Raw genomic sequence first — 19,599 nt, 5'->3', positions numbered from 1 at the left:
CTTTCTAGCTTATTCGTTTTCAAACTTTTAGTTTTCGAGTTCTTCGTTTTCGAGATTGCGCCGAACTAAGTCGTGCATTTGTTTTACAGTCATCAGTGCTAACCAGATGATCTCTTCTACTGATTGCTGACCGGCTGTTGAAGTTGGATGTTCGGCATCTGTTTTGTTAACCAGTGTCGGCAGCTCATGGACGCGGTTATCACGAATGGTATTGATCAATGCATCCATCGCATCATGAATCAAACTCTCGACTTGTTGCGAGCCTTGGTATTGCGTGCCTTTTCTGACCAGTGGAATCAGTAAGCAGAGGTAATGGCTTAACAATCGATAGTGACTCAGCATATCTTCATAATAGTGAGGATCGGCGCGAGTGTGTTTTGGCTCTTGCTGCATCTCGTTGTAAATCAGCTCAAGGTCGCTTTCAGCGGTTAGCATAGCGGCACGTTGCTTGGTTAGCGCAGTATGGTCATGTTGTTCGGTACCAATTTGCAGCTGTTCATAGCAATACACAAATAAGCTTTTTGAACTATTAAGTGCCTTTAACGCTTGAGTGTGGATCTCTTTGCCTCGCCATTGCGGCCATAACAAGCTATATCCGAGCAGAACAGTCGCACCACCGACCACGGTGTCGATAACGCGTGGCGCGGCAAAGTCGAGCCCTTGGTGCGCCATGGTCTGATACACCAATATCAATAGCGCCGTAATACAGCCAATGGCTAGCGAGTAATGGCGCATAATATTAAGCATCGCGACAGGCAAGAGGATGACAATAAGCGTATACATCGCGGTCGTCGGTACACCAATGTGAATCAAAGAGGTCGCGAACAGCACACCAAGCGCCGTACCTAAACAGCGTTGCCACGTTTTACTGCGTGTCGCTAAGAAGCTTGGTTGAATCACCATCAGCATCGAAATCAGAACCCAATCAGGGCGAATCAATTCAAAGTATTCCGCAATTCCAGCGCCAAGTGCGAACATTAAACCGACACGGGTAACATGACGCCAAATGGGGTTACCTCGACTTGGCAGGCGAAAAGACAACTCGAACGGCTGCACTTCAAAAGAACGTTCATAAGCGGGTTCATTAAGCTCAATACGGCGAGATATGTGCTTCACGGCGAATGCCCAATAACGAAAGCGGGGTTGGTCTTCGAGCTTGACCGCTTCAATTAAGTCGTCGGCTTCTTGTTGTAATGAACTTAAATGCTTCATCTCTTCGTTTGTGTTAAGCAGAAGCTGTTTGGCTTTGTGTCTTAACCTTTGCTGGCAATGTTGACTCCATACCAATAGCAAGTCTCGCTTGTGCTTACTGGACTGAAATTGGCTTAATAGATCGGGATTCGTTGTGTGGCTGCTGATTATCACTTCAAACGTATCAAGAGCGAGGAACAAGGCTTGTCGAAGCGAGTTAGCATCTTCTTGTTTAGATCGAAAAGATTCAGATTGAAGAGCCTGTTGGAACAACTCGATGAGTTGGTATTTGATGCGTCTTTTCGGTGCATCACTTTCGCTACCTAACAAGAATGCTTGTCGATATTGGATGTAGTCTGCCAAGGTTTCGTAAATCGCGGACAGACACACGCGCAATGCATAGTGCTTCCATAGCGCAAACCAAAGCCAGCTAAACAGCGAAAAAGTAAAGGGCCCAAGCACCAACATTGGGTACAAGCTTAAGGCTGTGTTGGAATTATGAAGCGACAGACTGACGACAGCAATCAGGAGGCTAGACATACCAAGCCTCGCCCAGAATGGGCCATTGACTGCCGCACTCGCAAGCAAAGCGCCCATAGCACCATAAGTCACCCATAAAGGCAGTCCGCTTTTCAGAAGAGCGTAACTGACGGCCAGAGTCATGCCCCAAGCAGTTGCGGTGATCGCAAAACGTGTCCATCTCCTTGGCCCAGCTGCGTCGAGGCCACTAATCAGAGCGGCTGGCATGGTCATCAGCGCGGTCATGGCGATAGTGGTTTGATTCGACAGCACCCCTAAACCTAGAAACAGCACAATGGCACTGGTGGCGCGAAGCCCAAGGTTAATAGAAGGGGAGTACCAGACTTTACGCAAAATGGCAGGAGAAAACGTCATAGACCCTCGTTATTTGTTTGATCTTAATGAGTGTAACGCCAAATCTGTGTCCGCGCTGTCTTCAATCACAGATTGATAAATTAAAGAACAACAAACCTTTAGGTGAAATTCGACTCACCACACCTTCCTAGCTTTTCCTACCTGAGTCAGTTGGCTCTATGCTCAAACAGAAGCTACATTTGATTTTATAGCTCAAACTTTTTAGCCACAGAAAAGACGGATATCGAACAATATGGTGGGCGATTATTGATCACCCCGAGAGGTAAAGATAAAGAGTCCGCCAATACGTTTCGAGGCTCTTTTCTCGTTTTACAATCCTTCATATCAGCCTCTTTTGTGTGTAAATATTCAACTTGCTAAACGATCTTAAATGGATGAACAAGGACAGTGAATCATGCCAGATATTTTGAACAATTCTTTGGAAATAACAGGTGACCCGATAGACGACAAACAACTTTTCTTCCTTAGGTTTTTTAGTGAAGTAAGTATCGATGACACAGTGAAAACACCTGAGCAAATTAGAAAAAATAGAAAGGTGCTGAACAAAGTCAGAAAAATAACGAATGAGGTGAAGGATCTCTCAAAGTCGAATGATAGTGATAATGGGCAAGCGGTAGGTGACACGTCAAATGAGATCTTCGCTCAGGTTAATAGGACGGTTCAAGGCGTTCCTGGATTGGAGTTATTACCTTCAAACGTATTCACCGAGATGAAACCTTTGATCTTTGACTTAGTCAGCGATGTTTGGGAAGAATTTGCTCCTTTCATTAAAGACACCAAAGGGATAGTTCAAGGCGCATATAAAGGAGTGAAGGGCGTTTCACTCTATAAGAAAGCGACCAAAGTGATATCAGTAGCGGATAGCCAAGGGCAGATGACGCTGAGAGTGGTGAGAAGAAAAATCAAAGCGACTGCCTTAGAAGACGGGTTATTGGAGTTTTCTTTTAATTCCGCAACGTTAGTGGTCAATATCGTTTCTTTGGGTACTGCCTCACCTGCGACAGCCATAGCAAGAGCGGCGAAGTCGATTTGTCAGTGGTGCGTTAACTACATTTACAGAAAGATTACTATCGCCCGATACAAAGCTTTCCAAAAAGAATGCCTGAGAATGTATCTGAACAAGAGCACTATTACTGGCCTAGCTTGCTGTACGTTTTTCAACAAGAGCATCCAAGATATACCCGTTGTTGCGATGATGTGGATTCTACACCCTCTGGTCAGCTCTAAAGAGGAGGTGCTCATTGGCGTGTTGGATCTGCCAGCTTATAAGAAACGTTCACTCATGAAAAAGCACATGAGAAAGCTCAAATATAAGTTTAAGAAGGAGCCCGATAAGTTTGCGACCTACGCACCAGGTAGTGAACTTGCAGGTAAGATTTACAAGTCTTACGAAAAAACCAGAAAGTTTGCCCGCAAATACATCACTAAGTCGGGTATAGAATTCGTCACTATGGACACCATCTACGTGGCTTACTTAGCTCAAATTAAAGATGGCGTGAGTTACCTCAATACATCAAAAGATGAGTTCGACAAAGCGCTAAGCAAAAAAGATAAGTTGAAAGGCAAGCTCAAAGAAGTCAAAGAGTATTTGTAGCGCAGCACCAAGTTCGCGGAGTATTAAGTTAGCAGCGCAGCAAGGTTAAAGCTTGCATCCTTAAAGGTAGACAGCTTGGTAGTTGATGGAGTCAGTCGACAACGAGATTCGACTTAATCCTACCTTCTCGCTGCGATTGTATTCATTGATCAAGTGCTCAAAGCCATAGGCTGTCGACGGGGCCATATATTGGGTGATGCCTTGCTGTGTCGCCGTTATTCCATCGTGGCCATGACCGCAGATCACATCACGAACGCGATATTTTTGAAGCACGCTCATCACTTCAGCATCGTTCTCTAGACGGATCGCTTTCATCCAATCAGCCCCGACTGGAATGACAGGGTGGTGAACAACCACTATAGGATCATTGGCCTTTCTTAATTGTTGTTTTAGCTGAGCCATGCCGCGGTTATCAATACGCCCTGAACCAAGTGGGTGTTGTTTATCGAGAGGCTTGAAGCTTGAGTCTAGGAACACAAACTCTCGTTCACAGATGGTGGCTTTGTCGGTGACACAAATCGTCGAGCCCTTTAGCTCTGTGCGCATTAAGCGAGAGTCATCATGATTCCCTGCAATCGCGTAAATAGATTGGTCGCTAATGTGTTGCCTAATGAACGCCTCTAATCGAACGTAGTCGCCAGACTTTGGGTTACAACAAATATCACCAGTTAGAAAAATTGTCTTGCATGCTGTGTCTTTGCTGACGTATTTCAGATCTCTACGCAGGTTCTCATAGCTGGATTCATCGGAAAGGTGACAATCACTGATTTGGTACACGGTATTCATTGTTATTGTCCGGTCATTCGATATATAGAATTAAAGGAGATAGAAAAATGCCTGCTAAGTCAGCAGGCATTTATTGGTGTTATTTCGCTTTTGATGCGGCATGGTGTTCAATCATGAAGGCAATGGCTTCATCGCTTAAACAAGATTTACTCACATATTGGCGCTGTTTACCGATATGCAAGATAAAACCGAGATCGGTCTGCTCAAGCTGGTCGATGTCACTCCACGCGATGGTGTTGGTCGCTTTGTGGTTTTTGTAACTCACTCCGTTAGCATCACCTTGAAAGACGATTTTGCTGCCTGCGCCTGAGCTGATTTTTTGTCGCCATAACCACCAGGTTCTTTTGCAGTACACACTGAATGCTTCAATCACACTCAAAACAATAAAGAACCAGCCAACATAGCCGTTAGGTAATAGTTCAAACTCCAGTAGAACCACACCAAAAATAAGAAACAGTATTCCCTTTAAATAGGCTTTAGGAAATTGAGTCGGAAGGCTAGTTTGATCATAACACTCCGCGAAAAACGTCTTGTCGAGTTTGTATTCTGTAGTGAAACCGGGTTCTTTAGACATGTGAGGCTACTTTAATGCTTCTTGTTAATGGGCTTTCTTTGAATTGGTATTTCATGCTGCGATCTCGCAACTCGAGCATTGTATCGCTTCTCAGCACTTTTCTTTAGCGGTTTTATTTCTCTTTTGTAAATCAATAATACCGTCAGGGTTTGCTCTTGTTAGTACAATATCTTGATGCTTTAGGATTGGCAGACAAAACCTAAGCAGCTGGTGGCTATTGATTGGGTAAAACTCGATTAAATAGCATCCCAGTAGCATGAGTTCTTGTCGCTTGTGCTGCTGAATTTGTCCGCTAGAAAATCAATTACGACCCTAACTTTTGCCGCCAGATTATCAGTATCAAGATAAAGGGCACTGATCGATTGTTGCTCTAAACTGGTCGAGACTTGATAACCGTCTAGTAAAGGGACAAGTTGACCACTCTTCAATTCTTCCCCAATTAACCAAGTAGGGAAGACGACAATTCCACTGCCACCGACCGCGCTCGCGACCAACGTTTCTGCATTGTTGCTGTAGAGTGATCCTGAAACTTCATACGGCTCTAATCTATCTTCACCAATAAACCAGCGTTGAAGACCATTTGGTCCCTTAAACACTAAACAGTTATGTTGTTTGAGTTCTTCTGGCGTAGTTAAGGTGCCATAAGATTTTAGGTAGTTTGGACTTGCAGCCATGACGTAGCGCTGCTTAGCAAAACGTTTCATCCTTAATGAAGAATCTTGCGGCACACCAATGCGGATCAATAAGTCGATAGATTCAGCGGCAGGGTTTACAAATGCATCCGTCTGATGGACTTCCACCTTGAGAAGTGGATACCTTTCTAACAGTTCCGCGAGATATGGCGCGATGTGGAGTCGACCAAAGGCAACCGGTGCACTTATTCTGACGGTGCCACGAGGCGTGTCTGCACGCTGTTCAATGCGTTCGACAACCGATTCATACTGATTGATGATTTCGGTGCAATGCTTGTTGAATGCCACACCTTCATCAGTAAGAGAAATTGAGCGTGTATGACGATGTAAAAGTTTGGTTCCGACTTTCTCCTCGAGCTGCGCCATTTTGCGAGACACCGACGATGGTGTCATGTCTTGGCGACGTGCCACCTCAGAAAAGTTGCCAAATTGGGTGGTCATCAAGAACAGTTTTATTTCCAATAAAGAGACATCGTAATTCACAAGCTTTCTCCTACTTTCATTAGTCAAAGATTACGGTCTAAACATAAAAAAAGGCAAGCTAATAGTTAGCTTGCCTGAAGGTTCATTTATTATGCGGTGAGGATATTCTCAGTAACAATAAAGTGTGCATCCTCGCTGAAAGATTGGAACTGATCGACAATCTTCTGCATCTCTTGAGTTTGAATATCGCTAAGAAATGCCTCTTCAGAATCGATCTGAATAATCTCAAAGTAATCCCAGGGTAACGGCTTATCTTGACCAAACATGCTGATGCCTTTGAAGACCTCGAACGATGAAACACTACTGAGTTTGTTTACCGTCGGTAGATCTGATTCTTTGGCCCATTGAAGATATTGAGTTTCATCCGTGGTTGATTTTAGGTTAAAGAACACGATGATGGTTTTAGCTGACATGCAATGTTTCCTTGGTAAGTTGAGTCGTAATATTGTCTTTTGCTAACGGTGCTTCTGATTCGGTTTGTATTTGGCGATTGGCGATATAAATACAGGCTAAGGCGCACGCAATGCAGACCATGGCAGCAATACGCCAATAATTCAGTTCAATGGACGTATTCCCAAGCCAACCTTGAGTATCGATTATCAGGCTCATGATCATCTGGCCAAGAATGGTGGCAACAGTGGCAATCGCGACACCAACCTTTGGCACTGCCGCCACCATGACGATCATGTAAAAGATGCCAAATAGTGCGCCTGCGAGTTGCCATTTAGGCACCGATAACAGAGTTGCGTCGTAACTTGGTTCAAAGAAGAAAATCAGTAAACCCGTGATAACGGTTCCCATGCTAAAGGTCAGCAGGGAGCTTTCAATCACACCAACTTTTGCTCCCAGTTGACCATTAATCGCCGCTTGAGCACTCAATGCCATGCCTGATGCAATGGCAAGTAAAATAATCAGCGTCATGATTGTCCTCCTAAATAGACAAAACAGAGAGCGAGGAATATGAAACCCAAACCAAGCAAACGCAGTGGGTTAGTCGCTTGCTTTGGCATTGCAAACCAGCCGAAGTAATCAATCGCAAAACTCTTAGTGATTTGACCAAACAGGACGCAAACCATCGTCATTGCAACCCCTAAAATTGGCGTCGCTAATGTAAGAACGACCACGTAGATAGGCCCCAGTAAACCACCGATAAACTGCCATTTTGGAATGGTGTTCCAAGCTTTGAATTGTCCATTCGGTGTAAAGTGACGAATCATCCAAAGCAACGCAGTACCAACGCCAAAGATGCTCAAGGTTGCCCATAAATGGCCGACTTGTTCACCTAAAGGGCCAAGTAAGCCTGCCTCGAAAGACAAGCCCATACCCGCGATCACAGTCATCACGATAAAAATAATGTTCATCGTGGGTCAAACAACGCAACAGAAGCACGATTTGCATCAGCTTTATTTGCATAAGCTTTGCCGTTTGGATAAGACACAAGCTCTAATTGCATCCCCCAAGGTGCCATGAAGTAAACCCAAGACTCTCCAGCAGTAGGGCCTTCAGTCATGGTGGTTGCATCTCCAAGGACTGTGATGCCTTGGTCTTTTAGATACGCTACCGCGGCGTCCATATCTTCAACGTAGAAAGCAAGGTGGTGACCACCAATGTCGGCGTTATTTGGTGCTGTTTTGCTTCTTTTTACTGCGTCTGAGTATTCAAAGATCTCTAAGTTAATCCCTTTCGCGTTCATCACTGCAATCTTGGTGATCTCTGCACGTGGATTAACGTTTAAGTGATCTTTCATCCAGTCATCATCGGACGCGAATGGGCCAAACTCATACGCCAGTTCAAAGTCAAAATGCTCTCGGAAGAAAGCGATAGCTTCATCTAAATTCGGTACCGTGAAACCGATATGGTCTGGTTTTTTTAGCCCTGGAATAGCCATTAGAAATCTCCTCGTTCATGACGAATTTTGTTGAGTGCGCCCATCGTCGTCGCCCCTTTGTTAAAGCCAGTGTATGCCGATGCAAATACGATTAACTCTTCAAGCTCTGCATAGGTCGCCCCTTGTTTAAGTGCCATATCAACGTGGGCGCCAAATGGATTACCTTCGCCCGTTACGTTGAGTGCCATTTGGTCAATCGCAATGCTAATGAGCGCTTTGGTTTTTTGGTCAATTAACGGCATGCCCCATGCTTCACCCGCAACGCGTACGGTCATATCGCCCCATACTGGGTTGATTGATTTGAGGCCTTCAATCAGTGCTTGATCATCCAGCACTGCATTCTGATATTTCTTAGTCATATTCAACTTTCTCACTTATCAATTTGGTTCGCCGCAGCGGATGAAGGGGATTATAGAGAGCGATAAAATTTGAAAAACTAGCGGAATGGAATAGGACTTATGCGGAATCTGCACAGACGGGTTGCGAACATGGAAAGAGGGTAAGGCGAGAAAGTGGAGAAAAACGAAAATGAAAGGCACCTGCACAATGGCTAACATTTTTTTCACGCGCTACACCACATTATCAATATGGTGAAAATAGCCATAAAAGCTAAGGAGAAAACAATGAAACAGTTAATTTTATGTGGTGCTTTGGCCGCTGTTAGTACATTTAGTGTTTCAACCTATGCGGCTCAAGGCACAGAGATAATCACTAAAGAACAAGCGATTAATGCAGCGCTATTATCTTTGGATGTCGAGGTTCTTGGGATTCGTCATGACGAGCCTGACAATCAATGGGATGTGTTTGTTACCCGTGATGGCAAAGCTTATGAGATCGAAGTTGATGCACTAACTGCAAAAATTGTGGCGCTTGAAGAAGAAAGCCTTGCTGAAGTGCAAGCTGAACTGTCCGGAGAATTATCCCATGAAGGCGTTACTGGTGACGTGGATAAGTGATTCTAGTCGACCATTTACATTCATAAGATAAAGCTAAGGCCTCGCGTTTACGAGGCCTTGATGTATGCGGAACGAGTGAAAAGACCCTGAGCTTAATTGCTACCCGGTTGTGCGCTACATAGTGAATACCGGGGACATGCCGCTGTCTTGGCCGTTCATTAACAACAAGCCAATCAACACAAGCAAAATGCCGCCAAAGAGTTGCAAGTAGTGACCTGCGGCTTTCAATGAGGCGTTGCTGTTCTTATTGCCTGCTGCCAAATAGCGCTTCACTAGATGCTTGCCTGTTAGCGTCATCATTGCAATTAATGAGGTTGTTAATGCTGTGCCTACGGCCATCGCAAAGGCGCTCAATACGCCCATCCAATATAGGCCAACCATGTTCGCGAAAAGCAGAACCATGATGGCTCCGGTGCACGGTCTTACGCCAATCGTCACTATGATTCCCGCATATTCTCGGAGCGTTGAGGCTTTGTTGATTGCGTCTGCATCGGCTACATGCTGGTGGCCGCACCCACAGTCGGTATGAGAATGATCTGCATGAGTGTGGTCAGCGGCTTGTAATGAATGGGTAGCGTCCATAACCATTGAACCAGATGAACGAAGCGCCATTGACGTATGAACTTGCACTGACGAAACTGCGCCTGTTGCTAATGGAGTGATGGCTTTCACTCTCAGAGTTGGTTGCGGTTTACGCATCGTTGAGTAGATGTTTTTCAGAGCTTTCCAGCAAATCAACGCACCTACCACGGCCACTAACGCAAAGCTTAATGAAACAAACATATTCGCTTTGTCATTCACCACTCGCATTGAAGCACTAAATCCCCATAGCAACACGCTTACTAATAAGATTGCGACCAATGCTTGTAAAAATGCAGAAACAACCGTGAGCACTAAACTCGCTTTTGCTTTGGTTGGGTGAGTGGCTAAGTAAGTAGACACAATAACTTTGCCGTGCCCAGGCCCCAGAGAATGAAGCATGCCATAGATAAAGCTGAACCCGATAAGGTAACTGCCTGCCCCCCAAGGGTTGGACTTAGCTTCATAGAGTAAATCTGCAAGCTCTGAATTGACTTCTCTTTGCCATTGGATGCTAGAGATAACTAACGATGGCCACATAGACCACAGTTGATACGCCCCAATAGCAATAAGCACTAACGCCCCAGCACCAATGAGGTAGTGATTGAATTTGGATTGATTTTTCTTCATCTAACAAGAACCTATATCTGGAATCTTTGTGTTAATTAGTTGCCATGCTTAATCAGCTAGACGCTTACTTAATGGCTGACATGCACCACTGAGACTAAGAAGCGGGAACCGCAGCGCAATGAAGCTCAACCGATTGTGTAAACAGTTGGCCTAGCGTGTTATCTGGATCTGCATCGACAGGTAGAGACATCGCATAACTCATCTGTTCTGGCGTCGGGTTAGGCTCGATTAATTCTAACTGGCATTGTCTCGCTAGTTCAGGTGACAATGTCACGTCCCTATTGGATAGCCACGACATGTCGACAAAGTAACTAGGGTCAAAAATCAATACGCGAAGCGAGTCTCTTGTCACTGGTTTGGGCTTAGAAAGTGGCAGGTCAAATGTTAGAACCATCTTGGCTTTATCACGCTCAAATTTCGCGTTCTCAACCACCTGATATTTGATGGGCTCTTCACCATCATAAAAGTACGTGAAGTAGTGCTCGTACATCATGTTTTCGATTACAGACGCTGCGAGTTTTTTGAATGTTTCAGCTTCTGTATCGGCAGAGACATCTTCTCCATCCAAAATATACATGGATGTCATTGCATCAAAAGACCACTCCATAGAGAGACCGGTGATCATGCCATTCTCTCCCTCAATATGAGTTTTCATCTCTATCCAAGAGTGAGGGTGGGCGTATAGATTTGGCGCAAAAAGCAATAATGTTAGGCCAACAGTCAAGCCCTTGAGAGAGCGAAAGTATGTCGCGAAACGGCTTACAAAGCGTGAGGAGAGGCGATTGATGACATCGATTAGAATAAATAGCTGTTTCATGAGAAATGATGGTTATTTAGCGTGATGTTATATTATAACAATTTACTGCATTGTTCACTTCAAATTGTCCGCTTGTTCACTTTAAAGCGGACTGTCATTCTTGATTTTCAATTACCCCGATTTTTCCTATAAACATCTTTGATTGATGCTCAATTGGACATTATTCAGACTAGTGTGTGACGTTGAATAGTCGATTAAACTCTCGGTTGTACGAGGCCTTTTTGTTGGTGGCTTGAGCTTAGCCCGTGATAACAGGCGTTAACGGCGCTAAAAACTACCCCCCAGTATAAATAAGGTGCTACATTACGCTTTATCCCTTTTCATTCAGCCACGTGAGTAAAAATGCTATGTCGCACACAGCCAAAGATCAGAAAAAGCTAAAGGCTCGAGTCAGCAAAATACAAGGTCAGGTTAATGGCCTAAAGAAGATGTTGGATGATGAAGAGCAGCAATGTCAGGACGTATTACAACAGATAGCGGCCATTCGTGGTGCGGTCAACGGCTTGATGAGAGAAGTGATTAAAGGCCATCTCCTAGAACATGTTGTACTAGAAGATGACAAGGTTCAGCGGGAAGAAGATATGGAAGTGGTACTTAAAGTTCTAGACTCTTACATCAAGTAAAGGTTTGATTTATTGAGCTTTCATTTGTGATTTTCTTTTCACTAGCTCTTTCTTTAAAGCATTAACGGCGTAAGGCTTCATCGTTTTCCAAGCCTTACACTCTTCTCGAGTTCGACCACACCCCAAGCACCAACCCTTACTGTTTGAAAAGTCACACATGTCGATACACGGGCTTTTTTGCTTTTTCATTTTGGAATCTGTCCTATTAAAGCCTGTCTTAGTTATAGTCTGTCTAGGACTTTATCGACACTCGCTTCAAGCGCTCGTAGTCGGTTGAATTCTTCAAACAATCGTTGTTCAAGGTTTTTGAAATTCAAAGGCAGTGTTCGCTGACAAATACCGTAACTGTTATCTTGGGTTTTGTATCCTTTCCAGCTTTCAATTCGGCCTTGTTCCAACTCTTTGAACTGACGTATAAATTCAGATTGGGCAGGGCAGTCCTCTTCCGCGTGCATGCAGATAGGAAAGGCTTTTTGTTTAACCTGAGGCCCCTCAATAAAGGTTTCAAAGTGGACGCCACCTTGATTCTGGTTAAACCAATTCTCTTTGTATAGCTGAAGGTACTCGCCGCGGTTATAAATTTCCCAACCATCTTCAAACCAGTTCGCTTTGCGCAGCATTTTCTCTAGGTTGCGGAATACACCCTTAACGTCTTTCATTCAGAAACTCTTCTCTTATCTGGTAATAGGGTCGGTGAAGCTCATAATATTGCGTTCAAAAAACTATACCCCTCCCCAGTATAAAATACTACCCCCTAGTATATGTGGTTATTTGAAAGATAGCCGAGATAGGATGAAGATGACGGTAAGTTTGGGTGCTTTTGATCTTACCTTTCGATTCAGTAAATCTTATTTTTCATACGATTATTATTGGCATATGCCAATAATGGGGCGTATGCTGAACCCCTGATCATCAATAACAGGAAGTTACTATGTTATACGCAGTACCTTGTCGCGACCTTCATGTTGGCAACCACTTTGCTCGTTCCCCACAGATCGCGATTGTCGATGAACAACGACAAATAAAACAGATTGTTCCTCTGATTGAGTCCGACACCTCTTGCAATAAAAAGAAGCAATGGATCGCTGTCCTCCGTTCTTACGATGTGAAACCTGTGGTGGTTCGTCATATAGGTAAGAAGATGCTGGCGCACTTGTTCAATAACGATATTCGAGTCTTGGCATCGACAGGTAAGGCAGAAATCGGGACTTTGGATTTCGACAATCTACGGGAAGTGACCGATCTCGATTATGGTCGCGAGCCGAGAAATAGCGGGTGTAGCAATAAAACGTGTTGCGAGAAAGGGCACAAAAAACAAGCTTCGATTCTAATGACACAGCCTAATCAGTTAGGCGCTATTCGAGGGTTCCGAAAATGACTTTTTTGTTGACGCTATTGGGGTTTATCGGAGTCGTTACATTGATGGTGATAGGTGTAATTTTTTCGCGCAAGCCAATCAAAGGCAGTTGTGGAGGATTGGCGCAGTTAGATATTGAGCGTGAGTGCAATTGCAAAGATGTGTGTGAAGGGCAAAGCAGAAAGCTGTATCAGATTACTGAGCCATCAAGAGTTCTCGCTGAGTTAAATAACTTCTGGCTAACACGTTAATTAACTGCTTTGAATCACCAACGCGTGACCATTGACGATGCACTTGGCGACTTTAGCTCGTGCACGCTTGATGATGTTGCCGAACGTTTGGCGAGACACCTGCATTTGTTCAGCGGCTTCAAGCTGGCTCAGGCCTTCTTGATCAGCCAAGCGTAAGGCTTCGAGTTCTTCCAATAGCAATTCTTCTTTATGAAGCTCGTCCATAGGAACACCATTAGGCTTGAAACAAGAGTAAGCCGCACGGGTACACAACTGGCGATGTTTTTTTGGTCGAGCCATATCAATCTCTAGCAATCTAAGGGTAAAAGGTAAGTATGAAGGTTTTCATTCCACACAACCATCAGCGTTGCCAAGTGTGCAGCCAAGGCTTTTTCACCGACAGCGCCATTTGTTTTGAAGCTGTTGGCGAGCATGAGACTTTAATTAAGCACGAGGCAGTAGCTAAATATAAAACCAGGACCAAGATTGTACCAACAGATAAAGCTGAGGGCTACGATGGCATTATGCAGGGCGGCATAGTCACTACATTACATGACAGCGTGATGCTACATTGTCTATTTCAGAACAGTATCAAAGCGATGACGGTGAGTTTAACGTCTCGTTTTCATCATCCGATTTTGATTGGTCAAGAATTGGAAGTTTGCGCTCAATGGGTAAAAAGCAGACGTAATATCTACTTCCTAGAAAGCCAAATTACTCAGTGCGGAAAGTTATGTTCGTCGGCGCAAAGCCAGTTCATGTCATCACCCTAGTTATCAAGCGGTAGCCGAGGTGGTGCTAGTTTGTTGATTCCGCTGTTTTGCACAATAAATAGAGGTTTTCTATAGTTAATGTAATAACGAATAAAACTAGCAGGGCAGTCTTGAATTCAATATCCACCTTTTAGCTCCTGAGCACGCTTGAATCCGTTCATTAGAGCGAGTTTCCCCGCACTCGATTCATCACTGCCTTTTCTCGGAGGGTTGCTGATGCCAAAATTCTTCAAATCGACATTCCAATATTGTGCTCTATCAATCGTTTTACTTTTTCCATTCTTCAGTAGCTATGCTTCTTCCGTCCCGCTTAAAGTCGGTGTTTATCCATGTCCTCCTTTTGTCATCAGCTCTATGGAAGGCGAGTGGAGTGGACTTAGTGTCGAGCTCTGGGAGCAGATCGCCAAAGAGATGAGCGTTGAGTACACGCTAGAGACTCACCGCTTAGATGACTTACTCAATTCGATTGAAACCGAGCAAATTGATGTCGGTGTATCTTGTATTTCAATCACCCCAGAGCGAGAGTTATTTGCCGACTTTTCTCACTCTTTTTACGAAACTCATCTCGCCATTGCAGTTAAAAAGCAAGGCTACCTTCAAACTTTACATGCCATTTTCTTCAATCCCGCGCTGTGGTTGATCATTGGTGCCGTCGTCTTTATCTCTGGCGTAATTGGTGCGTTTTTCTACTTATTGGAGCATGGCGAGAACGAAAAGCTCTACTCGATGAAAAGCCGAACGGGACGTTTGTTGGAAAGCTTTATCATGGGCTTGCTTTTTATCACACGAGGCCCATTCAATTACTTTGAATTTAAGAGCTTAACTGGACGAATTGCGACGGTGTTCATTGGTGTGTTTAGTATGCTTTTCATCGCCAGTATTACCGCGGTTTTAGCCAGCAAACTGACTCTCAGCCAAGGCTCTTCCCATATTGAAGGCGTGAATGATCTTGCGAATGTTGAGGTGGGTGCAAAGGTTGCAACGACGTCTTCTTTGATGCTCACAAGCTTCGGTATTCGACACAAGAGTTATGTCGATATGCCAAGGCTTCTGGCGGCTTTAGAGGATGGTGAAGTCGAAGCGATTGTTGCCGATGATGTGGTACTCAAATATATGATCGGTAACGGCAGAATAAACGGGCAGTTTGAAGATCTAGAGGTGTTGCCGTATCAGCTAGAAAAACAGAATTATGGCTTTATCATCACTGAAAATAACGCGTATGAAGAAGAGATTAACCGCGCACTGTTGAAGATTCGTGAGTCACGAAAATGGCGTAAAATCTTGGTCGATTATTTCGCGGACCAGTAATCGAAATTAGAGGCATATTCAAAAGCTTTTGGACTGTCGCCGTTACAGTTGATCTGAACCTGAGGCCTTGGTCTTTTTGAAGTATTTGAATGCACTCCAAACCGCGTAAGCCGCAACCCCCACAATCAATGCCGAGCGAAGGAGAATAGGCGCATCATGCTCAAGCTGACCAACATGCGGCACAATACTGGCAAACAATCGACTGGTAAAAAGCAGCCCCATTACTAACATAATTACTTTATTCATGTGACCTGCCATTCAATCGAGTACGTTGCACAGAACGAGTTATGGGGCGATTACACGGTTAACACGCCAGACAACGATTCTGCTCGAAATAAAATCATGCGCTTCTCAAATGGCATCGTCAACGCGATATCGGCATTAAGCCAGTAAGCTAAAATTTCGTTTTTGGAAGGGGTTTGTTCTGCTGTTGGAGTTTCGAGTTCGAGACTGTGGGAGGGCTATGACATCTTCCCGTGAAATTGATTTTCCGGATTTAATATTCTGATTTATGATCGCATGCAATCTAAGGGGGACAAATGTCCTCCTTTTTATTTGGAGAGGAGCAATAAAATAGGTGCCACTAAAACAAATAATAAAGGACACATCTATGGACCTATTCGCCCTACTTGATATCAACAATACTTTAGTCAATATCCCAATAGGGGATGGCTACGCAATGAGCTGGATTGAAGCATTCGGCACCGTGTTTGGTTTGTTGTGTATTTGGTTTGCAAGCCAAGAAAAAACCATTAACTACCTGTTCGGATTGCTGAATGTCACCTTATTCGCGGTTATCTTTTTCCAAATTCAGTTATACGGACTGTTACTTCTACAACTCTTTTTCTTTTGCGCCAACATTTACGGTTGGTACGCATGGACACGTCCTAATGAGCAAGGTGAAACGTTAGAAGTTCGTTGGTTGAACCAAAATAAACTAGTAGCAACGGCCGCAGCGTGTGCGATTTCTATTGCTTTGCTAACTATGTACATCGACCCATTCTTCTTTGCGCTAGCAAACATCGCGGTAGATAGCCTGAATCTATTTGGTGCGGATTTAGCGGAGCCAGTACTTGAACCTGATGCGTTCCCATTCTGGGATGCAACGATGACCATTCTATCTATTGTTGCTCAAGTTCTTATGACACGTAAGTACGTTGAAAACTGGATATTGTGGATTGTGATTAACATTATCAGCGTTGGTATTTATGCAACACAGGGCGTTTACGCAATGTCTGTTCAATACGCAATCTTAATGTTTATTGCGGCAAATGGTACTCGTGAGTGGGCGCGAACTGCAAAGCGAAATAGTGATAAATCACTCACTCAAGTAACGGCTTCTTAGGAGTTAAGATGGCAAAGCAACCTCATATTGGCGTTGATGAAACGCAAATTGTTCCGTTAGTTATTGTTTGTGGTGAGCCTGATAGAGCGAATCGAATCGCGAGCTTGCTTGAAGATGCCGAGATGGTTTCTGAGAACCGTGAATATCGAATCTTCACCGGTCAATATCAAGGGAAAGCGATATCAGTTTGTAGCACGGGCATTGGCGCACCTTCAATGATCATTGCGGTAGAAGAGCTTAAGCTTTGTGGTGTGACTCATATCGTCAGAGTAGGGTCTGCAGGTGCGATGCAGTCACATATCGGGCTTGGTGAGTTAATTATTGCAGAGGGCGCGGTTCGCGATGAGGGGGGATCTACCGCTTACGTTAAGCCGTCGTATCCCGCCTATGCAAGCTTCTCCTTGCTCAAAGAGCTAGATAAGTTCTTGCAGCAGCAATCAACACCTTACTATTTAGGAACGGTGCGCTCACACGATAGCTTTTATACCGATGACGAACAGGCGCTTTGTCAGTACTGGAATGGCAAAGGCATTTTAGGTGCAGACATGGAAACATCCGCGCTGTTTACCGTTGGACGCTTGAGAGGGCTTAATGTAGCTTCTATCTTGAACAATGTTGTCTTATATGAACAAGATGTAAAAGAGGGCGTTGGGCAATATGTCGATGAAGCAGAGGCAATGATGCAAGGAGAGCGGCTTGCATCATTAGCGGCGTTAGAAGCCTTGATTGCTCAATAGAAGCTTGAACAAACGAACGATAAAAGCGATGGGAGACCGTCGCTTTTTTTATTGTTCTCTCCATTGGCTTAAGCCGCTACAATCGCTAATAACATCAACAGCAGTTCATGTAATGAGAGACAGTTAGTATGAAGATTGCACCATACTCAAGCGGACGCTTTAAAAACTACCTAGAACAAAAAAGCTCTGAATTCAAAGCTCTCATTTACCAACACCAAGTCAGTTCGCGCTATTTTGATAAGAATGATGAAATTCTGCGCCAAGGTGAACAGCTTCAATACCTTTATGTAGTGCCCGCTGGAAGAGTCTCTATGAGTATTTCTGCAGCTAATGGGCGACGTTTTCAATTGGGCGAGGTGAATTGCGATTACCATATCTTTGGTGAGATGGATTTTTTCACGCAGACCCCTTGTCAGTGGAACGTAGTGGCTGATGAACACATGCAAGTTGATGTTATTTGCATTCAGAGATTAGCAGAAGCACTACATGAAAATCCGGAGATGATGTTCTTCTTTGCCTCTGCATTGGCGGAAGATTATCAAGACTCTATGGGTATTTACACTAACCGTCTTTTACACTCAATTACCTACAATATTGCGTATGATTTATTGGTTCAAAGCGAGACTAACACTGTGTTAGGCGGTTTCGATAAAGTGAATCAAGAAGCAGAACGATTTGGTACATCGAGCAGAGTGTATCGAAGAGCGGTTAAAGACCTATTAGACAAGGGCTTCATCAGAAAAGGAGATCAAGGGTTAGAAATTGTCGACCAGCAAGCACTCCGAGCCTTTATTGATTCGTATGAGTAAGAACAAGGGTGGCGTAAGTTGAAAGGGGAGTTTGAGTGAGATCAGAACGGTGGTTACGGATCTGCTTCTCGATTCTAAACCCCCGTATTACGAGGCTTCATGCTTTTCTCAGCAGAAAGTATTAGCCAACCTGTACAGATTTAAAGGCAGTTGTTAGTTAAATGGAACCGTGGATGTGGTGGCGTATTTCGTTCTTTAGATCTTGTTCATACTGATCTAGCCAAGCATAACGCTCCCGATACAACTTGCGCTTTTGGCGTTTTAGAGCCTCAAGATCTTTCCTGTTGGGGTTGGTTGGTAGACGATAAAAATAGTCATTATGCACCTGTCCATCGTGCTCCTCCCACAAACTATCGTACTTAAGGCTGATGTCTTTGTTTTTCTTGCCGTAGCGTAATGAGTTCGAAACATGACCAGACTCTTTTACCGCATAGATATTGTTGATACCTAAGTTAATGGCTAACAGTCTTAGTGTTTCTACCATGAAGGATTTAGGTCTTAAACCGTAGAAAGCTTTTGTGAATGTGCGGCTAAATCCATTGTCATTGGCCCCGCCTTGAATACCGCCGATGTAGACGCTGTTGTCGAAAACCGTGAACGAGATGGAATACATTTTTTCGAGTTTAGAATTGGTCAATGAAATTGTCAGTTCACCTTCTTTTCTCGCGTTCCTTTCGAAGCTGAGATTAACCAGATAAACGTTGTCATCTATCTCAAGTTTTAAAAGGTTGAGCCTTTCATTATAGATTTGGTGTCTAGCTTCTGTTGCAAAGGTGTTTTCACACCAGTCGTAGTGTTTGGATAAGATATCGATTTTTTCTTTATTGCTAAAACCAGTACATAAGTAGGGAGTGACAAATTTAGAAAGGAAGTTGGGTTGCTTGATAAATAACAACTTTCTCTCTTCAGAGTTGAAATTATCACTCATTTTTCGAGTGGCTGAATAATAAAACAGGGCTCGAATAGCAAACTTAACTATTGCTTTGTATTTACCCTTATTTTTATGGGTATTTGCTTCAATCCCCATGCGAACGACATTCATAATCACCTCAAAAAAGAAGGATTGCTCGAACACAGTCGTGTCATGAACCCTTCCAATAATCTCACCAATAACAAGAAAATGATGATAGTGAAAAAGGCGATTTGGGTAAGTATGGGAATGTATAGCTATGTAACTTAATCAGTTACTTAGTCCTCAGATTTTGGGCAGATGTGTTTGTGTCTTAGTAGAGAGAAGACGAAGGTAGCGATTGGTATTTACTTTAGAAATCTGTTTCTAAAACCAAAAATGCCACTACAAATCTGCAGTGGCATTAGAACGATAACAAACTAT

26 protein-coding genes are annotated in these 19,599 nt (G+C 43.9%); 10 read left to right on the top strand and 16 right to left on the bottom strand.

Annotation, left to right across the window (positions count from 1 at the left end; genetic code table 11):
• Positions 1 to 27 precede the first annotated feature (27 nt).
• Positions 28 to 2,085, bottom strand: a complete 2,058-nt coding sequence (locus AB4484_RS09075; RefSeq protein WP_372077650.1) for an FUSC family protein — start codon at positions 2,083 to 2,085, stop codon at positions 28 to 30.
• 394 nt (positions 2,086 to 2,479) lie between these two features.
• Between AB4484_RS09075 and AB4484_RS09070 the strand changes: the two genes are divergently transcribed.
• Positions 2,480 to 3,679, top strand: coding sequence for a hypothetical protein (locus AB4484_RS09070; RefSeq protein WP_048611740.1), 1,200 nt, complete (start codon positions 2,480 to 2,482; stop codon positions 3,677 to 3,679).
• A gap of 60 nt (positions 3,680 to 3,739) precedes the next feature.
• On the opposite strand, the gene AB4484_RS09065 is transcribed toward AB4484_RS09070, so the two are convergent.
• The 8 genes from AB4484_RS09065 to AB4484_RS09030 form a co-directional block, all read right to left on the bottom strand.
• Positions 3,740 to 4,465, bottom strand: a complete 726-nt coding sequence (locus AB4484_RS09065) for a metallophosphoesterase (RefSeq protein WP_372077648.1) — start codon at positions 4,463 to 4,465, stop codon at positions 3,740 to 3,742.
• A gap of 79 nt (positions 4,466 to 4,544) precedes the next feature.
• Positions 4,545 to 5,039 (bottom strand): YcxB family protein, encoded by a 495-nt coding sequence (locus AB4484_RS09060; RefSeq protein ID WP_299691936.1) that lies wholly within the window; start codon positions 5,037 to 5,039, stop codon positions 4,545 to 4,547.
• A 236-nt stretch (positions 5,040 to 5,275) separates the two neighbouring features.
• Positions 5,276 to 6,214: a LysR family transcriptional regulator gene (locus tag AB4484_RS09055; protein ID WP_372077645.1), complete on the bottom strand. Its 939-nt coding sequence runs from the start codon at positions 6,212 to 6,214 to the stop codon at positions 5,276 to 5,278.
• An 89-nt stretch (positions 6,215 to 6,303) separates the two neighbouring features.
• Positions 6,304 to 6,627: a hypothetical protein gene (locus AB4484_RS09050; RefSeq protein WP_372077643.1), complete on the bottom strand. Its 324-nt coding sequence runs from the start codon at positions 6,625 to 6,627 to the stop codon at positions 6,304 to 6,306.
• Entirely contained in the window at positions 6,617 to 7,135 is a 519-nt protein-coding gene (locus AB4484_RS09045; RefSeq protein WP_052878226.1) for a DMT family transporter, read from the bottom strand. Before AB4484_RS09045 ends, AB4484_RS09050 begins: the two co-directional genes overlap by 11 nt.
• Complete coding sequence (locus tag AB4484_RS09040) at positions 7,132 to 7,575, bottom strand: DMT family transporter (RefSeq protein WP_333913329.1); 444 nt, start codon at positions 7,573 to 7,575, stop codon at positions 7,132 to 7,134. The genes AB4484_RS09045 and AB4484_RS09040 overlap by 4 nt, the downstream gene beginning before the upstream one ends.
• The gene (locus tag AB4484_RS09035; RefSeq protein ID WP_372077640.1) at positions 7,572 to 8,102 is read right to left on the bottom strand and encodes a VOC family protein; all 531 of its coding nucleotides are present in this window, start codon (positions 8,100 to 8,102) and stop codon (positions 7,572 to 7,574) included. The genes AB4484_RS09040 and AB4484_RS09035 overlap by 4 nt, the downstream gene beginning before the upstream one ends.
• Positions 8,102 to 8,461 carry a carboxymuconolactone decarboxylase family protein gene (locus tag AB4484_RS09030; protein ID WP_048611557.1) on the bottom strand — a complete coding sequence of 120 codons (360 nt, stop codon included), beginning with the start codon at positions 8,459 to 8,461 and terminating at the stop codon, positions 8,102 to 8,104. Before AB4484_RS09030 ends, AB4484_RS09035 begins: the two co-directional genes overlap by 1 nt.
• Positions 8,462 to 8,725: 264 nt before the next feature.
• On the opposite strand from AB4484_RS09030, the gene AB4484_RS09025 reads away from it, so the two are divergent.
• Positions 8,726 to 9,058 carry a PepSY domain-containing protein gene (locus AB4484_RS09025; protein WP_372077638.1) on the top strand — a complete coding sequence of 111 codons (333 nt, stop codon included), beginning with the start codon at positions 8,726 to 8,728 and terminating at the stop codon, positions 9,056 to 9,058.
• A gap of 114 nt (positions 9,059 to 9,172) precedes the next feature.
• Here the strand turns inward: AB4484_RS09025 and AB4484_RS09020 are convergent, their stop codons facing one another.
• Positions 9,173 to 10,267 carry a nickel/cobalt transporter gene (locus AB4484_RS09020; protein WP_372077636.1) on the bottom strand — a complete coding sequence of 365 codons (1,095 nt, stop codon included), beginning with the start codon at positions 10,265 to 10,267 and terminating at the stop codon, positions 9,173 to 9,175.
• Between the two features lie 94 nt (positions 10,268 to 10,361).
• On the bottom strand, positions 10,362 to 11,084 hold the full coding sequence (locus tag AB4484_RS09015; protein ID WP_372077635.1) for a DUF1007 family protein: 723 nt from the start codon (positions 11,082 to 11,084) through the stop codon (positions 10,362 to 10,364).
• Positions 11,085 to 11,431: 347 nt separating this feature from the next.
• Here AB4484_RS09015 and rcnR point away from each other — a divergent pair, with 347 nt between their 5' ends.
• Positions 11,432 to 11,707, top strand: coding sequence for a Ni(II)/Co(II)-binding transcriptional repressor RcnR (gene rcnR / locus AB4484_RS09010; protein WP_017631168.1), 276 nt, complete (start codon positions 11,432 to 11,434; stop codon positions 11,705 to 11,707).
• A 9-nt stretch (positions 11,708 to 11,716) separates the two neighbouring features.
• Here rcnR and AB4484_RS09005 read toward each other — a convergent pair whose 3' ends face one another.
• Together AB4484_RS09005 and AB4484_RS09000 are read right to left on the bottom strand one after the other, a co-directional pair.
• Positions 11,717 to 11,896, bottom strand: coding sequence for a DUF1289 domain-containing protein (locus AB4484_RS09005; RefSeq protein WP_048611762.1), 180 nt, complete (start codon positions 11,894 to 11,896; stop codon positions 11,717 to 11,719).
• A 32-nt stretch (positions 11,897 to 11,928) separates the two neighbouring features.
• Entirely contained in the window at positions 11,929 to 12,366 is a 438-nt protein-coding gene (locus tag AB4484_RS09000; protein ID WP_248401392.1) for a hypothetical protein, read from the bottom strand.
• 272 nt (positions 12,367 to 12,638) lie between these two features.
• On the opposite strand from AB4484_RS09000, the gene AB4484_RS08995 reads away from it, so the two are divergent.
• Together AB4484_RS08995 and nqrM are read left to right on the top strand one after the other, a co-directional pair.
• Positions 12,639 to 13,085: a NifB/NifX family molybdenum-iron cluster-binding protein gene (locus AB4484_RS08995; RefSeq protein ID WP_372077632.1), complete on the top strand. Its 447-nt coding sequence runs from the start codon at positions 12,639 to 12,641 to the stop codon at positions 13,083 to 13,085.
• Entirely contained in the window at positions 13,082 to 13,315 is a 234-nt protein-coding gene (gene nqrM / locus AB4484_RS08990) for a (Na+)-NQR maturation NqrM (RefSeq protein ID WP_372077629.1), read from the top strand. Before AB4484_RS08995 ends, nqrM begins: the two co-directional genes overlap by 4 nt.
• Here the strand turns inward: nqrM and AB4484_RS08985 are convergent, their stop codons facing one another.
• Positions 13,316 to 13,594, bottom strand: coding sequence for a DUF134 domain-containing protein (locus AB4484_RS08985; protein ID WP_017057476.1), 279 nt, complete (start codon positions 13,592 to 13,594; stop codon positions 13,316 to 13,318).
• Between the two features lie 35 nt (positions 13,595 to 13,629).
• On the opposite strand from AB4484_RS08985, the gene AB4484_RS08980 reads away from it, so the two are divergent.
• Positions 13,630 to 14,067: a PaaI family thioesterase gene (locus AB4484_RS08980; RefSeq protein WP_372077627.1), complete on the top strand. Its 438-nt coding sequence runs from the start codon at positions 13,630 to 13,632 to the stop codon at positions 14,065 to 14,067.
• A 216-nt stretch (positions 14,068 to 14,283) separates the two neighbouring features.
• The gene (locus AB4484_RS08975) at positions 14,284 to 15,375 is read left to right on the top strand and encodes a transporter substrate-binding domain-containing protein (RefSeq protein WP_372077625.1); all 1,092 of its coding nucleotides are present in this window, start codon (positions 14,284 to 14,286) and stop codon (positions 15,373 to 15,375) included.
• 42 nt (positions 15,376 to 15,417) lie between these two features.
• Here AB4484_RS08975 and AB4484_RS08970 read toward each other — a convergent pair whose 3' ends face one another.
• Positions 15,418 to 15,621 (bottom strand): hypothetical protein, encoded by a 204-nt coding sequence (locus AB4484_RS08970; protein WP_050645367.1) that lies wholly within the window; start codon positions 15,619 to 15,621, stop codon positions 15,418 to 15,420.
• Positions 15,622 to 15,985: 364 nt separating this feature from the next.
• Between AB4484_RS08970 and pnuC the strand changes: the two genes are divergently transcribed.
• The 3 genes from pnuC to AB4484_RS08955 all read left to right on the top strand — a co-directional run bounded on the left by pnuC (position 15,986) and on the right by AB4484_RS08955 (position 18,266).
• Positions 15,986 to 16,720 (top strand): nicotinamide riboside transporter PnuC, encoded by a 735-nt coding sequence (gene pnuC / locus AB4484_RS08965; protein WP_372077623.1) that lies wholly within the window; start codon positions 15,986 to 15,988, stop codon positions 16,718 to 16,720.
• Positions 16,721 to 16,728: 8 nt separating this feature from the next.
• Positions 16,729 to 17,457 (top strand): nucleoside phosphorylase, encoded by a 729-nt coding sequence (locus AB4484_RS08960; protein WP_050650092.1) that lies wholly within the window; start codon positions 16,729 to 16,731, stop codon positions 17,455 to 17,457.
• Positions 17,458 to 17,585: 128 nt separating this feature from the next.
• Positions 17,586 to 18,266 carry a Crp/Fnr family transcriptional regulator gene (locus tag AB4484_RS08955; RefSeq protein WP_372077621.1) on the top strand — a complete coding sequence of 227 codons (681 nt, stop codon included), beginning with the start codon at positions 17,586 to 17,588 and terminating at the stop codon, positions 18,264 to 18,266.
• Positions 18,267 to 18,423: 157 nt separating this feature from the next.
• Here the strand turns inward: AB4484_RS08955 and AB4484_RS08950 are convergent, their stop codons facing one another.
• Positions 18,424 to 19,308, bottom strand: coding sequence for a VirK/YbjX family protein (locus AB4484_RS08950; protein WP_372077619.1), 885 nt, complete (start codon positions 19,306 to 19,308; stop codon positions 18,424 to 18,426).
• Positions 19,309 to 19,599: the final 291 nt, after the last annotated feature.

This window comes from Vibrio sp. 10N.261.46.A3 (genome assembly GCF_041472995.1).
Classification (GTDB): domain Bacteria; phylum Pseudomonadota; class Gammaproteobacteria; order Enterobacterales; family Vibrionaceae; genus Vibrio; species Vibrio coralliirubri.
This window is presented reverse-complemented; position numbering and strand designations above follow the sequence as displayed.

Excerpts from the sequence above, each read along its gene's own strand:
- AB4484_RS09060 (WP_299691936.1), bottom strand. The coding sequence starts at position 5,039 with ATGTCTAAAGAACCCGGTTTCACTACAGAATACAAACTCGACAAGACG.
- AB4484_RS09025 (WP_372077638.1), top strand. The coding sequence starts at position 8,726 with ATGAAACAGTTAATTTTATGTGGTGCTTTGGCCGCTGTTAGTACATTT.
- AB4484_RS09015 (WP_372077635.1), bottom strand. The coding sequence starts at position 11,084 with ATGAAACAGCTATTTATTCTAATCGATGTCATCAATCGCCTCTCCTCA.
- AB4484_RS09005 (WP_048611762.1), bottom strand. The coding sequence starts at position 11,896 with ATGAAAAAGCAAAAAAGCCCGTGTATCGACATGTGTGACTTTTCAAAC.
- nqrM (WP_372077629.1), top strand. The coding sequence starts at position 13,082 with ATGACTTTTTTGTTGACGCTATTGGGGTTTATCGGAGTCGTTACATTG.
- AB4484_RS08995 (WP_372077632.1), top strand. The coding sequence starts at position 12,639 with ATGTTATACGCAGTACCTTGTCGCGACCTTCATGTTGGCAACCACTTT.
- AB4484_RS09070 (WP_048611740.1), top strand. The coding sequence starts at position 2,480 with ATGCCAGATATTTTGAACAATTCTTTGGAAATAACAGGTGACCCGATA.
- AB4484_RS09030 (WP_048611557.1), bottom strand. The coding sequence starts at position 8,461 with ATGACTAAGAAATATCAGAATGCAGTGCTGGATGATCAAGCACTGATT.
- AB4484_RS08955 (WP_372077621.1), top strand. The coding sequence starts at position 17,586 with ATGAAGATTGCACCATACTCAAGCGGACGCTTTAAAAACTACCTAGAA.
- AB4484_RS09045 (WP_052878226.1), bottom strand. The coding sequence starts at position 7,135 with ATGACGCTGATTATTTTACTTGCCATTGCATCAGGCATGGCATTGAGT.
- AB4484_RS08980 (WP_372077627.1), top strand. The coding sequence starts at position 13,630 with ATGAAGGTTTTCATTCCACACAACCATCAGCGTTGCCAAGTGTGCAGC.
- AB4484_RS08970 (WP_050645367.1), bottom strand. The coding sequence starts at position 15,621 with ATGAATAAAGTAATTATGTTAGTAATGGGGCTGCTTTTTACCAGTCGA.
- AB4484_RS09065 (WP_372077648.1), bottom strand. The coding sequence starts at position 4,465 with ATGAATACCGTGTACCAAATCAGTGATTGTCACCTTTCCGATGAATCC.
- AB4484_RS09035 (WP_372077640.1), bottom strand. The coding sequence starts at position 8,102 with ATGGCTATTCCAGGGCTAAAAAAACCAGACCATATCGGTTTCACGGTA.
- AB4484_RS09075 (WP_372077650.1), bottom strand. The coding sequence starts at position 2,085 with ATGACGTTTTCTCCTGCCATTTTGCGTAAAGTCTGGTACTCCCCTTCT.
- AB4484_RS09040 (WP_333913329.1), bottom strand. The coding sequence starts at position 7,575 with ATGAACATTATTTTTATCGTGATGACTGTGATCGCGGGTATGGGCTTG.
- AB4484_RS09000 (WP_248401392.1), bottom strand. The coding sequence starts at position 12,366 with ATGAAAGACGTTAAGGGTGTATTCCGCAACCTAGAGAAAATGCTGCGC.
- rcnR (WP_017631168.1), top strand. The coding sequence starts at position 11,432 with ATGTCGCACACAGCCAAAGATCAGAAAAAGCTAAAGGCTCGAGTCAGC.
- pnuC (WP_372077623.1), top strand. The coding sequence starts at position 15,986 with ATGGACCTATTCGCCCTACTTGATATCAACAATACTTTAGTCAATATC.
- AB4484_RS08975 (WP_372077625.1), top strand. The coding sequence starts at position 14,284 with ATGCCAAAATTCTTCAAATCGACATTCCAATATTGTGCTCTATCAATC.
- AB4484_RS08985 (WP_017057476.1), bottom strand. The coding sequence starts at position 13,594 with ATGGCTCGACCAAAAAAACATCGCCAGTTGTGTACCCGTGCGGCTTAC.
- AB4484_RS08950 (WP_372077619.1), bottom strand. The coding sequence starts at position 19,308 with ATGAATGTCGTTCGCATGGGGATTGAAGCAAATACCCATAAAAATAAG.
- AB4484_RS09050 (WP_372077643.1), bottom strand. The coding sequence starts at position 6,627 with ATGTCAGCTAAAACCATCATCGTGTTCTTTAACCTAAAATCAACCACG.
- AB4484_RS09020 (WP_372077636.1), bottom strand. The coding sequence starts at position 10,267 with ATGAAGAAAAATCAATCCAAATTCAATCACTACCTCATTGGTGCTGGG.
- AB4484_RS08960 (WP_050650092.1), top strand. The coding sequence starts at position 16,729 with ATGGCAAAGCAACCTCATATTGGCGTTGATGAAACGCAAATTGTTCCG.